The 14,716-nt window shown below is 70.3% G+C and carries 13 protein-coding genes; 1 reads left to right on the top strand and 12 read right to left on the bottom strand.

What is annotated here, in order from left to right:
* Positions 1-12: 12 nt before the first annotated feature.
* The 3 genes from AB0I28_RS28010 to ctaD form a co-directional block, all read right to left on the bottom strand.
* Positions 13-675 (bottom strand): TetR/AcrR family transcriptional regulator, encoded by a 663-nt coding sequence (locus AB0I28_RS28010; RefSeq protein WP_357498220.1) that lies wholly within the window; start codon positions 673-675, stop codon positions 13-15.
* Between the two features lie 14 nt (positions 676-689).
* A complete protein-coding gene (locus AB0I28_RS28005; RefSeq protein WP_357498218.1) occupies positions 690-1,865 on the bottom strand; it encodes an MFS transporter in 1,176 nt (391 codons plus the stop codon).
* Between the two features lie 166 nt (positions 1,866-2,031).
* Positions 2,032-3,720, bottom strand: a complete 1,689-nt coding sequence (gene ctaD, locus AB0I28_RS28000) for a cytochrome c oxidase subunit I (protein WP_357498216.1) — start codon at positions 3,718-3,720, stop codon at positions 2,032-2,034.
* 151 nt (positions 3,721-3,871) lie between these two features.
* Here ctaD and AB0I28_RS27995 point away from each other — a divergent pair, with 151 nt between their 5' ends.
* The gene (locus tag AB0I28_RS27995) at positions 3,872-4,591 is read left to right on the top strand and encodes a phosphotransferase (RefSeq protein ID WP_357498214.1); all 720 of its coding nucleotides are present in this window, start codon (positions 3,872-3,874) and stop codon (positions 4,589-4,591) included.
* Positions 4,592-4,634: 43 nt separating this feature from the next.
* Here AB0I28_RS27995 and AB0I28_RS27990 read toward each other — a convergent pair whose 3' ends face one another.
* The 9 genes from AB0I28_RS27990 to AB0I28_RS27950 form a co-directional block, all read right to left on the bottom strand.
* Complete coding sequence (locus tag AB0I28_RS27990) at positions 4,635-5,672, bottom strand: TAXI family TRAP transporter solute-binding subunit (protein ID WP_357498212.1); 1,038 nt, start codon at positions 5,670-5,672, stop codon at positions 4,635-4,637.
* A complete protein-coding gene (locus AB0I28_RS27985; RefSeq protein ID WP_285661342.1) occupies positions 5,672-6,127 on the bottom strand; it encodes a roadblock/LC7 domain-containing protein in 456 nt (151 codons plus the stop codon). The genes AB0I28_RS27990 and AB0I28_RS27985 overlap by 1 nt, the downstream gene beginning before the upstream one ends.
* Entirely contained in the window at positions 6,124-8,757 is a 2,634-nt protein-coding gene (locus tag AB0I28_RS27980) for a nitrate- and nitrite sensing domain-containing protein (protein ID WP_357498210.1), read from the bottom strand. The genes AB0I28_RS27985 and AB0I28_RS27980 overlap by 4 nt, the downstream gene beginning before the upstream one ends.
* Positions 8,758-8,975: 218 nt before the next feature.
* On the bottom strand, positions 8,976-9,659 hold the full coding sequence (locus AB0I28_RS27975) for a TrkA family potassium uptake protein (RefSeq protein ID WP_357498208.1): 684 nt from the start codon (positions 9,657-9,659) through the stop codon (positions 8,976-8,978).
* A complete protein-coding gene (locus tag AB0I28_RS27970) occupies positions 9,649-10,980 on the bottom strand; it encodes a potassium transporter TrkG (RefSeq protein WP_357498206.1) in 1,332 nt (443 codons plus the stop codon). Before AB0I28_RS27970 ends, AB0I28_RS27975 begins: the two co-directional genes overlap by 11 nt.
* Before the next feature lie 56 nt (positions 10,981-11,036).
* Complete coding sequence (locus AB0I28_RS27965; protein ID WP_357498204.1) at positions 11,037-11,768, bottom strand: class I SAM-dependent methyltransferase; 732 nt, start codon at positions 11,766-11,768, stop codon at positions 11,037-11,039.
* A gap of 53 nt (positions 11,769-11,821) precedes the next feature.
* Positions 11,822-12,598, bottom strand: coding sequence for an enoyl-CoA hydratase/isomerase family protein (locus tag AB0I28_RS27960; protein WP_357498203.1), 777 nt, complete (start codon positions 12,596-12,598; stop codon positions 11,822-11,824).
* Between the two features lie 37 nt (positions 12,599-12,635).
* The gene (locus tag AB0I28_RS27955) at positions 12,636-13,841 is read right to left on the bottom strand and encodes a SpoIIE family protein phosphatase (protein ID WP_357498201.1); all 1,206 of its coding nucleotides are present in this window, start codon (positions 13,839-13,841) and stop codon (positions 12,636-12,638) included.
* A 3-nt stretch (positions 13,842-13,844) separates the two neighbouring features.
* Positions 13,845-14,660: an alpha/beta hydrolase gene (locus AB0I28_RS27950; protein ID WP_357498199.1), complete on the bottom strand. Its 816-nt coding sequence runs from the start codon at positions 14,658-14,660 to the stop codon at positions 13,845-13,847.
* Between the last annotated feature and the right edge of the window lie 56 nt (positions 14,661-14,716).

Below are 14,716 nucleotides of genomic sequence, written 5' to 3'. Positions count from 1 at the left end.
AGCGACGTCAGGTCAGCGGTGCCCGTAGTGGGAGAGGAACACCTCGACGCCCGCCGCGACCGTCCCGTCGATGTCGCGGTCCTCGGCCTTCTCCTCCGGCAGGAAGGTCAGCACGAGCTGGAGTCCGCCCAGGGTCATCCCGATGAGCTGCCGGACCGCGCGCTCGGGGTCGGGCGCGTCCAGGACGCCGCGCGCGCCGAGCTCGGTGACGGTCTCGATGAGGGGCGCGTCCATCATCTCGCGGGTGATCTTGAACCAGAGCCGCCCCAGCTGCGGGAAGCGGCCGACCTCGCCGATGACCAGGCGCCGCAGCGCGAGGATGTCCTCGCACAGCACCCGCCGCGACCACGCGGCGAGGTAGGCGGTGAGCGCCGAGCGAAGCGCGCCGGGCTCGTCCGGGATGGACCGGTCGAGCGGTTCGAGACCCTCGTAGGCCTCGGTGAGGACCCCGGCGGTGACCGCGAGGAACAGCCGTTCCTTGTTGCCGAAGTGCTGGTAGATCGTGGGTTTGGAGACCCCCGCCCGGCGGGCGATCTTGTCGACCGAGGCCGCCGCGTAGCCCTCGCGGAGGAACTCGCCGACGGCCGCCTCCACGATGGAGGCGCGCTTGCGTTCCGAGGAGCTGACGGGATCGGCGATGATCGGGATCCCGTATTCGTCCACATCGGCCGCCACGCCCACACCATAAACTAAACGGTTCGGTTTCGACCACCGAGGGTGACGGCGAAGCCGGTCAGCACGAGCGCCGCCGGCGGCACCGAGGCGACCGCCAGCAGGCCCCACCCGAGACCGGCCGCCGGCGCGAGAACCGACAGGGCCGCCGGACCCACGACGCTGCCGAACTGGAACGCGAAGTTCACCAGGCCCACACCGCTCGTCCGCGCCGACTCCGGCAGCGTCGAGGTCGCCGAGCCCACGAGCACGCCCTGCCCGGCCGCCGAGGCGAAGGCGGCGGCCCCGGCGGCCGCCAGGACCGGCGGCACACCGCCCCACAGGCCCGCCGACGCCGCCGCGAAGGTCGCCAGCAGCGCCAGGACGATCGCGACCCGCCTGGCCCCGAAACGCAGCACCGCGCCCGCAGAAGCCCACGACAGTCCCGCGCCGACGAGTCCCGGCACCACGAGCACCGCCCCGACCTCCGAGCGGCTCCACCCGGTCGACTCGCCCAGCAGCAGCGGAGCGGCGTAGACGAGCCCGAAGTACACCGTCGTCAAAGCGAGCACCAGCACCACCGAGGCCAGGAAGCGCCGGTCGCGGAGCACCCTGGCGAAGCCGAGCCCGCCGACGCCGGCCGCGGGCTCGTCGGAGAGCACCCGCGAGACCAGCGGCAGCGACACCAGGCTGAGCGCGGGCAGCGCCAACGCGACCCGCCAGGAACTCGCGTCGGCCACGAGCGCACCGGCCAGCGGCCCCAGCGCGCCGGAGACGCCGATGCCCGCCGAGATGAGACCCAGGGCCCGCTGCCGCCGGACCGGTCTCGTGAAAGCCCGGGCCACGTTCATCGCGCTGACCACCATCACCCCCGCACCGGCCGCCAGCAGCACCCTCCCGGCCCCGATCAAGGGCAGCCAGGGTCCGCACAGGATCAGCACCGCACCGGCCGCAGACGCCGCTCCCCCGGCCCGCAGCATCGTCCGGCGGCCGAAGCGGTCGCCGACATAGGCCGCGAACGGCATCACCAGCGCCATCCCCCACCCGTAGAGGGTCAGCAGCCACGTCGCCGCGCCGAGCGAAACGCCGAGCGCCCCGGCGGCGGTCGGGAGCAGCAGGCTCGTCGCCGAGATCCCGAGGGACACCGGGAAGGTCAGGGTCATCAAGACGGGAGTCGCGACGGCCCGGGGGACGCGGTGGGCGGCGATCGACATGCCTCGGATTGAACTACACGGTTTAGTTACATGTCAATACTGAACGGTTCAGTGTCGTCGCCGTGATCGAGAGCGCCCCTGGCGGCTTGAACACCGGGGCGGGACATGACGAAACCGCCGGCCCCATCGGGACCGGCGGTTTCGGCGTGCGTGCGAAGCGAGCGCTCTAGTGCTCGATCTCCTTGCCGGACTTGGCGTCGGCGATGGCCGCCAGAGCGGCACCGTGACGGGCGTCGAAGGCGGGGCGCTCGGAGCGGATGCGCGGCATCCGGTCGAAGTTGCGCAGCGGGGGCGGGCAGCTCGTGGCCCACTCCAGCGATCCGCCGTAGCCCCACGGGTCGTCGACGTTCACGACGCGCCCGGCCTTGTACGACTTGAACATGTTCCACAGGAACGGCAGCGTCGAGGCGCCGAGGATGAACGCGCCGACCGAGGAGATCGTGTTCAGCGTCGTGAACCCGTCCTCCGGCGCGTAGTCGGCGTAGCGGCGCGGGAAGCCCTCGTTGCCGAGCCAGTGCTGCACGAGGAAGGTCGTGTGGAAGCCGAACATGGTCAGCCAGAAGTGCACCTGCGCCAGGCGCTCGTCGTACATCCGGCCGAACATCTTCGGGAACCAGAAGTACACGCCGGCGTAGACGGCGAACACGATCGTGCCGAACAGCACGTAGTGGAAGTGCGCGACGACGAAGTACGTGTCGGACACGTGGAAGTCGATCGGCGGGGACGCCAGGAGCACGCCCGACAGGCCGCCGAAGAGGAAGGTGACCAGGAAGCCGATCGAGAACAGCATCGGCGCCTCGAAGGTCAACTGCCCCTTCCACATCGTGCCGATCCAGTCGAAGAACTTGATGCCCGTGGGCACCGCGATCAGGAAGGTCATGAAGGAGAAGAACGGCAGCAGCACCTGGCCGGTGGCGAACATGTGGTGCGCCCACACGGCCATCGACAGGGCCGCGATGCTCAGGGTCGCGGCGATGAGGGTCTTGTAACCGAAGATCGGCTTGCGGCTGAACACCGGGATGATCTCGGTGACGATGCCGAAGAACGGCAGCGCCACGATGTAGACCTCCGGGTGGCCGAAGAACCAGAAGAGGTTCTGCCACAGCATCGCGCCGCCGGTGTCGACGGCGAAGACGTGCGTGCCGAGGTGCCGGTCGGCGAGGACCATGCACAGCGCGGCGGCCAGGATCGGGAAGACCATCAGGACCAGCAGCGACGTGACCAGCAGGTTCCAGGTGAAGATCGGCATCCGGAACATGGTCATGCCCGGCGCGCGCAGCGTCAGGATCGTGGTGACCATGTTGACCGCGCCGAGGATCGTGCCCAGACCCGAGATGAGCAGGCCGACGAACCACATGTCGGCACCCGCGCCCGGCGAGTTGACCACATCGGACAGCGGCTGGTAGGCGAACCAGCCGAAGTCGGCGGCGCCGCCGGGGGTGGCGAAGCCGAGCACGACCAGCGTCCCGCCGAACAGGTACAGCCAGTACGCGAAGGCGTTGAGCCGCGGGAACGCGACGTCGGGTGCGCCGATCTGCAGCGGGACGATGTAGTTGCCGAAGGCGAACACCACCGGGGTGGCGAACAGCAGCAGCATGATCGTGCCGTGCATGGTGAACAGCTGGTTGAACTGCTCGGCCGACAGGAACTGCAGACCCGGTCGCGCGAGTTCGCCGCGCATCAGCAGGGCGAGGACGCCCCCGATGCCGAAGAACACGAACGAGGTGACCAGGTACATGATCCCGATCTGCTTCGCGTCGGTTGTCCGCAGCGCTCGGGCCAGCCACGAGCCCTTGGGCTCGCGACGCACCGGCCAAGGCCGCGCGACGATCGGCTTCGGTGAAACGGTGGTCACCTGTCGGCCTCCTGTGGCGATGTCTCAATGTGGGCGGTCCGCGGCAGGGCATGCCGCTGGCCCAGCGATCGCAGAATAGCGTTCCGGGTCCTCTACGCGTTGTCGGGGTTGCCAAAAAGATCGGCGTGGCGTACTGGCATCATGCGTGGCCATGGAGTCCACCGGGGACCGGTTGCCGCACGGGTACACGAACCTCACGTCGAGCGACGGCTCTTGGGTGACCAAGAGGTTCACCGGACCGCAGGTCGCCGGGCGTCTGGCGCGGGAGGCCTCGGTCCTGCGCGCGATCGCCTCGGTCGTACCGGTTCCGGCGGTACGCGACGTCGGCGACGATTACATCACGATGCGACACATGCCCGGCACGCACGGTCAGGACATGTTGAATCCCGACACGGCCGCGCGCGTCCTCGCAGCGTGCGGGCGGGTACTGGCGCGCGTCCACGCGGTGCCGGCGGCGGTACTGCCCTTCGCGAGGACGCCCGACGACGCCGCCCGAGGGCGCACGGTGCTCGTGCACGGCGATTTCGGGCCCAACAATGTGCTTCTCGACACCGAGGGGCGCGAGGTCACCGCGGTGTTCGACTGGGAGTGGGCGCGCCTCGGCCGGCCCGTGGAGGACCTGGCGTGGTGCGAGTGGGTCGTGCGGATGCACCACCCCGACTGCGTCGAGGCGATGCCGCACCTGTTCCACGGCTATGGCACGCAGGCTCCGGCCTGGGCCGAGCGGCGGGGCGCGATGCTGGCGAGGATCCGGGAGCTGCTCGACTTCTGCGCGTCCCCGGCCGGGCCGCAGGGAGCGGCCGGCGCGCGCGCCGCCGCGGTGGCCGAATGGCGGCGCAGGCTGGCCGTCACCACGACGTGGCGTCCATGACGGTGCGGTCCCGGCGCGAGTCCTGCCGCCGGGACCGCACCGGTCAGGGGTTTTCCTTGTAGTACTTGGCCGCACCCGGGTGCAGTGCCACCGGGCTGGAGTCGGCGGCCGTCGCCTTGGTGATGTCGTTGACGACGGGAACGAGCGCGCCGATGCTCTTCTGGTACTCGAAGAACACGCGGGTGATGTCGTAGGCGAGATCCTCGGGCATCTTGTCGCTGACGAGCAGCAGCGTCGGCGCCTCGACCGAGGCGAGGTCGTCGATCTTGTACCCCTCGCCGCGGATGGTCGAGGGACGGTAGCCGCCGTAGTTGTTGCGCATCAGCTCCGAAACGGAGCCGAGCGGAACGAGGTGGTGCTTGCCCTCGGACAGGATCGTCGCGATCGCGGAGTTCGGCACACCACTGGAGGCGAAGACCGCGTCGACGGCGTCTTCCTTGTCGATGGGCATGCGAATCCGCGCCAGGGCGTCGGTGATCGCCATGTTCTCCGAGACGATGTCGTCCTCGACGCTCAGGCCGGCCGTTTCGAGGACCCGCCTGGAGAACAGGTCGTCGCCCGAACCGGCGCCGCCGCGGCTGACCCGCAGCCCGGCCAGCTCCTGGACGTTGGTGATCTTCGGCCGCGGCGCGCCGGTCGCCTCGTCGACGCCCAGTTCGCTGCGGACGACCAGGTGCAAGACGCCGGGGAAGACCGACGCCAGCGCCAGGACGGGCTGCTTGATGTCCTTGAACGCGCCGGTGCCGTTGTAGGCGTCGGCGGGTACGCCGTCGCCGGACAGGGCGATCGCCGCGTCACCGCGCACGATGCGCCGGACGTTGTCGGCCGACGCGCCGGTCGGCTGGGCCGTGGCGACCGCACCGGGCAGGCCGCTGTTGATGGCGTCGGCCAGGGCACCGCCGAACTGGTAGTAGACGCCACTGGTACCACCGGTGCCGATGGCCAGGCGGCCGTTGTTCCACGCGGTGGCGGAGTTCTGGGGCTTGTCCGAGGCTGCGTCGGAGCAGGCGGCGAGCAGCGAGGAGGTGAGTCCGGCGGAGCCGAGCGCGGCGGTGAGCCGGAACAGTCGGCGACGGTCCATCAACGCTCTCCCACCGGCGGGGCGCTGCCCGCGGCCCGGCGGATCGCGGGTTCAAGTGCGCTGGCTACGCGCTTGACCAGCAGAGCCATCTCATAGCCGACAAGTCCAAGGTCACAACCGGCGGCCGCGAGTACGGCGACCTGTGCGCGGTCCCCCACCGCCATCAGCAACAGGACTCCGCCGTCCATGTCGACAACGGCCTGGCGAACCCGCCCGGCGGCAAGTACCCGTGAGGCACCGGTCGTCAAGCTTGCGAGGCCACTGGTGATCGCGGCGAGCTGATCGGCGCGGTCGGTCGGCAGTCCGGCCGAGGCCGCGAGGGCCAGACCATCCACGGAGACCGTCAGGGCGTGCGCGACATCGGGCACTTTCTGCGTGAACGAGGTGAGCAACCAGTCGAGCTCACCGACCGCGCCCGCGTGTGCGCCATTACCGGGCGGCATCGATCGAGTCATCGTTGGTCCGTCCTTCGGGAGTGGGATTGGGGGTTGTTGGAACGCAACTGCATGGTCGAGCTGGAGGGGACGCGCCCGCTGACCGGCTCGTCCTCACGGCCGGCGGCGGTGCCGCTGGCCAGGCCGGACAGTCGGGCTCGAATCTCGTCGGGGTCGATGCTTCCGGTGATCTCCGCGGCGGTGGGGACCTTGCGGCCCCGACCGTTGGCCGGGAGGGAGTCGTCGATCGATCCGGGGAGCAGACGCGCGCCCGGGCGACGCTGGGGGAGGCCGCCCGTGGTGGCGGGCGCGGCTTCCGCCGCCGGTTCGGCAAGGACCCGCTGAACTTGAGCGTACGCCGTATCGCTGGGGCCGCTGCGCCACTCGAGGGAGCCCGGCGGGAGCGCCGGGGTGTCTCCGGATCCGGTGGTCGGGCGGAACCATCCCGTCGGCACGATGTCGGTGCCGAGTGCTCCGTTGGCGCCGACGTTCTGCGTGGGGGGACGCTCGTCTGCGCCGCGGGGGCGCGGCACGCGCTGGTCGGTGACCGGCGTGGGCCGGCGTTCGGGGATGACGACCGGACGCGGTTCGGGGGCGGCGGCGATGGCGCGGGGCCGCTGCCCGTTGTCGACGACGGCCGCAGGGGGGCGACCGGCGATCGGCATGGGCCGCGAGGCGCGCGGCGGGAGCGGGTCTCGCCCCAGCCCGGCGCCGAGCGGGGGACGGTCGTCGAAGGTGTCGACCGACCGGTCGGTGGCGATCATCGCGTCGGGGACGCGGACCATCGCCAGGGTTCCCTTGCCGGCGGTGCTGTGCAGCTGAACCTCGATGTCGCGCCGGGCCGCGAGTCGCGCGACCACGAGCAGGCCCATCGTGCCGGCGGTGGCACTGGTCAGCGCCGAGGGCTCGCGGAGGCGCTCGTTGGCCGCCTCCAGCTGCTCGGGCGGCATTCCGATGCCCTCGTCGGCGATGGAGATCGCGAGGTCGTTGACGCTGCGGCGCACCGTGACGCGCACCTGCGAGGTCGGCGGGGAGAACACCGCGGCGTTCTCCAGCAGCTCGGCGAGCAGGTGCACGAGGTCGCCGACGGAGTGCGCGGTGATCGGCACGTCGCCGGCGCCGTCGATCTCGACGCGGGTGTAGTCCTCGATCTCACCGGCGGCTGCGCGAACGACGCTGGCGACCGGTTCGGGGGTGGTGTAGCGGCGACCGGGGTCGCCGCCGGCGAGGACGAGCAGGTTCTCCTCGTTGCGCCGCATGCGGGCCGCGAGGTGGTCGAGGGCGAACAGGCGGGCCAGCACGTCCGGGTCGGTCTCGGCTTCCTCGAACTCGTCGAGGAGGCGCAGCTGGCGCTGCACGAGGCTCTGACCCCGGCGGGCCAGCGCGATGAACAGGGCCTCGACGTCCAGCCGCAGCAGCGACTGGTCGGCGGCGAGCCGCAGGGCCTGTTCGTGGACGGCGTCGAAGGCGACGGCCACCTGACCGATCTCGTCGTCGTTGCGGTTGGCGCGCGACATGGGTGCCGATTCCATGGCGAGTCGCAGTCGGCGGCCGACCTCGTCGGAGTTGCCGGCCGCGGCCACGTCGGCCACCGCGCCGGGCAGGCTCTCGTCGGCGACGGTGAGCGCGTTGCGGCGCAGGACCCGCAGTCGGCGGGAGGTCCGCACCGCGAACAGGATCGCGATGGTCAGGGTGACCGTGGTGACGCCGAGGGCGATCGATCCCGTCGCGAGGGCTCGCTGCTGGGCGGAGATGGTCAGCTCCGAGGCGCTGGTCTCCATCCACGTCGTCACGTCGAGCTCGACGTAGTAGAGGCGCAGGAGCGTGTTGCTCATCGCGACCGTCCACGCCTCGGGCGCGATCTCCTTCCAGGCGACCTCACTGGAGTCGATGCCCTTGAGGACCGTCATCCGGTACTTCGTGACGTTGTCGAAGTCGATCGTCTGGGCGATCTGGTCGTAGTTGAAGCGGATGCCGGGGTCGGCGTAGCGGTAGAACTCACCGATGCGCTCGGTGGTCTGACCGACGACGTCGGCGACCTCGGCGAGCTTCGTGGGGTTGTACTTGCCCTCGGCGAGGATGTCGCGCACCAGGATCAGCTCGTGTGCGGTGAACTGCTTCGCGGTGGCGATCGCGGCGGTCGCGCGGGCCTGTGCGGCCAGCTTGGGGTTGGCGATCTGGTCGGGGAGCTTGTCGGCGACCAGGAGGATCTGTACGGCGATCTTGTTGTACTCGTTAAGACCGCTGGTGCGGGAGTTCAGGTCGGCCGCGATGGCCTCGGTGCGCGCGGTCTCCAGCTGTAGCAACGAACTTCGTGCGCTGGTGACGGCGCCGCGTAGGTCGGGCGCGGCGTTCTCGGCCGACTCGCCGGCGGTCATGAACTTCTCGAGCGTCTGGTCCGTACGGGCCTTCTGCGAGTCCAGCAGCGGCTTGCCGACACCGCCAGCGGCGAGTGAGGCGCCGGAGCGCTGGACGTAGGCGAGAGTCTCGTTCGCCTCTCGCTGCAGTTCCTGGACGAGGCTCGAGGTGCTGCCGGCGAGGGTGGCCAGAACCTGGGCGCGGTCGGCGTCATCGGCTTCGATCAGCGCGTTACGGACTTGGATCGTTCCGAGTGCGACCAGGCCCACCAGCGCGATGACGATGGGCAGCATTAGCTGCACGCGGACCGATTGCACAGTCGCGCGCCTGGACGAATCGCCACGGGCCATGATGCGGTCTCGCTCTCATTTGCGGACAACTCAGCGGGTGCCACGGATATCCTGGCCGCCTTGCCGCACCCGCTCAAGTCCGGGGGCGGTATTTCACCCTACGAAGTCAGGCGTCCACTGTGCGCATTCGAAATGTCACGGACTCAAGCCGACTGACTACTTTAGGTAATGGCGGCGAAGGTCTCCACTTGCATTGTCGGACCGGAGACGATGATCAAGTCGCCTTCGGCTATCGAGGTTTCCGGCCGGGCATAGGTGAAATCCTCGCCCGGTCGTTTGACTCCGACGACGGTGACACCGTACTTGGTGCGCAACTGCGCCTCCGCGAGGGTACGGCCAAGAGCCTCCGCGGGGGGACGCGTCTTCACGATGGCGAATCCGTCGTCGAATTCAATGAAGTCGATCATGCGACCGGTGACCAAGTGCGCGACCCGCTCACCCATCGCAGCCTCCGGATATACGACGTGGTGGGCGCCGACCCGGTGGAGAATGCGGCCGTGTTTGGCGGTGATGGCCTTCGCCCAGATCTCCGAGACACCGGCTTCCTCGACGGCGAGAACGGTGAGCACACTCGCCTCGATGTCGGTTCCGATGGCCACGACGACCCGGTCGAAGTCGCCGATGCCTAGCTGTCCGAGGACCGTCGCGTCGGTCGCGTCGGCCTGGACGACGTGGGTGAGCCGGTCGGACCACTGCTGGACGATCTCGGCCCGCTCGTCGATGGCCAGGACCTCGTGGCCCAGCCTCACCAGGGAGTCGGCGACGGCGCCGCCGAAGCGGCCGAGGCCGATCACGGCGACGGTGCCCGAGTCGGGCTGGAGCAGGCGTTTCTTCTTAGCCGACAATGGGTCGCTCCTCTGGATAGCGGTACATGCGGCCGCGGACGCGCAGCGCCATGGCCGTGGCGACGGCGATGGTGCCGACCCGCCCGATGTACATAAGGACGATGAGCACCAGCTGGGCCGCCCCGTTGAGATGGGGGGTGATCCCGGTGGACAGGCCCACGGTGCCGAAAGCCGACAAGGCCTCGAAGAGGACCCGGTCGAGCGAGAAACTCGTGAAGAACAGCAGCGCGACCGTTCCGGTCGCCGCCGCGGCGACACCGAGCAGCGCCACGGTGAGAGCCTGCCGCTGCACGGTGTGGGTGATGCGCCGGCGGAAGATCGACACGTCGGGCTCGCCGCGCACCTCGGCCCAGATGACGAAGGCGAGCAGGAAGAACGTCGTGACCTTCACGCCGCCGGCCGTGCCGCCGGAGCCGCCGCCGATGAACATCAGACCGTCGGTGATGGCCAAGGTCTCGGGCCGCAATGCGCTGATGTCGATGGAGTTGAAGCCGCCGGTTCGGGGCATCGAACCGGAGAAGAATGCCGGAAGGATCTTCTCCAGTGCCCCCATTGGACCCAGTGTTCCCGGGTTGTCCCATTCGAGGGCCAGATAGGCGCTGAAACCGGTGAGGAGCAGGACCGCGGTCGCCAGAAGCGTGAGCTTGGTGTGGATGCTCCATTTCGCGGCGGGCGTGCCGCGCCGGAAAATGTCGGCGAGTACGGGGAAGCCGATACCGCCGATGATGACGGCCAGGATGATCGGCACGCACATGAACGGGTCGGTGGCGAATTCGGTGAAACTGTCGGCGTGCGGTGAGAAGCCGCCGTTGGTGAACGCCGATACGGAGTGGAAGACGCTGTTCCAGGCGGCTTCGCCCCAACTGTCGGTGTAGGTGCCGCGCATCCGCAGGATCAGGATGAGAGCGACGACGGCCTCGACGGTGAATGTGAGCACGGCGGTGCGGATGATGACGCTGCGAACGTCGCCGAGGGCAAGTGCGCGCGTCTCCATCTGGCTTCTCATGCGGTCGCGCAGTCGCAGGCGGCGGGCGACGAGCAGGGCGAGCAGGGACGCGCCGGTCATGATTCCGAAGCCGCCGGCCTGCACCAGGACCAGGATGACGACCTGCCCGAAGGGCGACCAGTAGGTGCCGGTGTCGACGGTGATGAGGCCGGTGAGGCTGACCGCGGACGTGCTGGTGAACAACGCGGTGAGCGGTGGGGCCGCGCCTTCGCCCGCGCGGGCGATGGGCAGCATGAGCAGACCGGTCCCGACCGCTATCGCGGCCAGGAAGCCGAGCGGCACGATACGGGCTGGATGCCGCAGTGATCGACGCACAAACGCAGATTGTGCCGCATGCGGTCGACCGGTGTGGCGCGTCGGGGTGCGCGTCGTTATCTGCGGGCGACGGTGATGATCTCGCGACTGGCGTCGGTGAGGGGTCCGCGGGTCCAGTCTCCGTGGCGCGACTCGACGGTGAAGCCGGCCTCGGTGAGGAACGCGTCGAGCTCTTCGGCGCTGAGGAAGCGCAGGCTTTCACGGTCGACGCGCAGGACGGTCCCGTCGCGGTCCGCGGTGGTGCCGGTGAAGGTGACGATGTCGCCGGCGACCGTCTCGACCTCGTGCCATACCCGCAGTTCACGGCCGTCGGCGTCGGTCACGTCGGCGGCGTTCGACGGGTTCCACGACTCCCACGCGCGGGCCTGCGGGTGGCGGGTCTCGAAGACGAAGCGGCCGCCGTCGGCCAGCGCGGTGCGGACCGCGGTGAGGGAGGAGCGCAGCTCGTCGTCGGTGAGGAGGAACTGGAAGGCGTGGCCGGTCATGGTGGCCAGCGCGAACTCCCCCGGCCAGCGTGAGACGTCGGCGGCGGTGCCTTCGACCCACTCGACGTCGGTGCGGCGGCGGGCCAAGGCGAGCGCCTCGCGGTCGGGGTCGACGCCGGTGAGGCGGCCAGGGTGCCCGCGTTCGCGGACGAGGGCCAGCATGGCGCCGGTACCGCAGCCGAGATCGAGGACGGAGCCGGCGGAGGTCACGTGTTCGTAGTAGAAGCGGTCGGAGGCGTACCGGGCGGGATCCCAGGGGTTCAGGACGTCGTAGAGGGCGGCCGCGTCGGCGTCTGTGTACATACGCGACAGAATGCTGCGGGTGTCGGTGGCGGGCAACGGGTTATGCCGCCGGGTCATTCCCCCCGGAACACCGGCTCGCGGCGGGCGAGGCTCGCCGCGATGCCTTCGGCGGCGTCGGCGGTCTGCCAGAGGTGGGACTGCTCGGCGTGTTCGTGGTCCAGGGCCTCGCGGACCCGGTCGGCGAGGCCGGCTCGCAGGGTGGCGCGGATGGAGCGCACGGCCAGCGGCGCGGCGGCCGCGATCGAGCGCGCCCAGGCCAGCGCGGTCTCGCGCTGCGCGCCGGGCTCGGTGAGGCGGTCGGCGAGGCCGAGGCGGTGGGCCTCGGTGCCGTCGACGCGGCGGCCGGTGAGGAGCAGGTCGGCGGCGGCCTGGCGGCCGATGATCTCGGGGAGGGTGACGCTCAGGCCGAACCCCTGGTGGAAGCCGAGGCGGGCGAAGTTGGCGACGAACCTGGTGGCGGGGTCGGCCACCCTGAAGTCGGCGGCGCAGGCGAGACCGAGGCCGCCGCCGACGGCCGAGCCCTGCACGGCGGCGATGATGGGCGTCTCGACCTCGAAGAGCTGCGCGGCGCGGCGGTAGAGGCGGGCGGCGACTCCCGCGTGGTCGGAGGCGAAGGCGCCCCCGTCGCCGAAGTCGGCGCCGGCGCAGAAGTGCTTGCCGCGCGAGGCCAGCACCAGGGCCCGGCAGCGGGGGTCGTCGTCGAGTTCGCGGGCGGCGTCGACGATCAGGCCGATGAGGTGTTCGTCGAAGTGGTTGGCGGGCGGCCGGTTCATCTCCAGCAGCCCGACGCCGTCGTCGACCACGACCGAAAGATCAAGTCCCTGTGTCACCCGCGCCACGATGCCACAGGCGGCCCGGCCGGGGCCCTCAGGCCTTCCGTGGGACGCCGACGGACAGGAGGGCGACGTCATCGTCGGCTCCCTCTCCGAAACCCTCGACGATCTCGCTGAGCGCCGCGACGGTCGCCTGCGGGGAGGCGGGGGCGAGCTGCCGGGCGAAGGCGAGCAGCGCCTCCGGCCCGTAGCGGCGGTCGCCGTCGGTGTGGGCGTCGGTGATGCCGTCGGTGTAGAGCAGCAGGGTGTCGCCGGGGAGGAGGCGCAGTTTCGTGGTGGTGATGTGCGCGTTGGGCAGGATGCCGATGAGCTGCCCGCCGGGCGTGGGGACGTAGTCGGCGGTTCCGTCGTGCCGCAGGAGCAGCGCCGAGGGGTGCCCGCCGGAGGCGAGCGTGACGTCGAAGGAGCCGTCGTCGAGCGCGGTGAGCACTCCGAACAGCAGGGTGAGGTAGCGCGACTCGGGGCCGCTGTACTGCCGGGCGAGGAGGCTGTTGAGGTCGGCCAGGACCGCGGCGGCTTCGGGTTCGTAGACGGCCGCAGCGCGCAGTGTGTAGCGCGCGCTGGAGGTGACGACGGCCGCGCCGGCGCCTTTGCCGCACACGTCGCCGAGGAACATGCCCCAGCGGCCCGGGCCCAGCGGGAACAGGTCGTAGAAGTCGCCGCCGACCTCGTCGGCGGAGGCGACGTGATACCCGGCGGCCACGTCGAGGCCGGGGACGTCGGGGAGCTTCGGGGGCAGCAGGGTCTTCTGGAGCGTCGCCGTCAGGCGCTGGAGGCGCTCGCGTTCCCTCTCGGCGATCTGCCGCGCGCGCAGCAGCTCGACCTCGTAGGCGCGGCGGTCGCGGGCGTCGAAGATCGTCGTGCGGACGAGCAGCGGCCGGCCGTCGCCGCCCGCCTTGAGGACCGAGGTGACCAGGACGGGCAGGCGTGAGCCGTCGGCGGTCTTGAGTTCGAGGGCGATGCCGTTGATCTCGCCCTGCATGCGCAGCAGGGGCCCGAAGTGGGTCTCGTGGTAGAGCTTTCCGCCGACGGTGAGCAGGTCGGAGAAGTACTTGCGCCCGACCAGCTCCTCACGGCTCATGCCCAGCCAGTCGAGGAGCGTGGTGTTGATCTTCGCTATCCGGCCGTCGAGGAGCGTCGAGAGGTAGCCGCAGGGGGCGTTCTCGTAAAGGTCCTCGGCACTGTCCTCCAGGAGTGCGGCGAAGGCTGGATCGTCACCGTTGCGGCGGTCGGCCGTCATGGGTCATCGACCCGTGATCCTGGCGGCGAAGGCGGAGATCGCCGCGGCGGTGGCCTCGGGCTCGCTCAGCTGCGGGCAGTGGCCGGTGGCGTCGAGGGTCACCAGTTCGCTGCCGGTGATGCGGCCGTGCACGAAGGCGCCGACCTCGCGGGGCGCGATGGCGTCGTAGGCGCACTCGGCGACCAGCGTCGGGACGGTCACCCCGCTGAGGTCCTCGCGGTTGTCGGACAGGAACGTGGCCCTGGCGAAGACCTGCGCGATCGCCGGGTCGGTCCGGCAGAAGCTGTTGGTGAGCTCCTCGCCGAGTTCGGGACGGTCGGGGTTGCCCATGATGACCGGCGCCATCGTCGCCGACCAGCCGAGGTAGTTGCTGTCGAGCGACTCCAGCAGTTCGTCGATGTCGCCGGCGGTGAAGCCGCCCCGGTACCCCGTCGACGGGTCGTCGATGAAGCACGGCGAGGGCGCCAGCATGACCAGCCCGGCGAACAGCTCCGGTTCCGCGACCGCCGCCAGCACGCCGATCGAGGCGCTGACCGAATGGCCGACGAAGACCACCGGGCCCATGCCGAGACCGCGGCACAGCTCGCGCACGTCCTCGGCGTAGCCCTCCAGGCCGCCGTAGCGCTCGGCGCTCCACGCCGAGACGTCGGAGCGGCCGGAGCCGACGTGGTCGAACATCACCACGCGGAAATCCTCGGCGAGGATGGGCGCCACCAGCCGCCACAGGTTCTGGTCGCAGCCGAATCCGTGGGCGAGGACCACGGTGGGGCCGTCGTCGGGTCCGGTGACGGTCAGGTTGTAGCGCCGGCGCAGATCCATGCCCCATCCTTGCACTTCACCGTCGGTGCCGCCGGGCACGGCCGGAGAAGAAGTCT

Origin of the sequence: Phytomonospora sp. NPDC050363, assembly GCF_040655735.1 — a bacterium.
Lineage (GTDB): Bacteria > Actinomycetota > Actinomycetes > Mycobacteriales > Micromonosporaceae > Phytomonospora.
The sequence above is the reverse complement of the archived record's forward strand: the minus strand, read 5'-3'. Positions and strand labels throughout refer to the sequence as shown.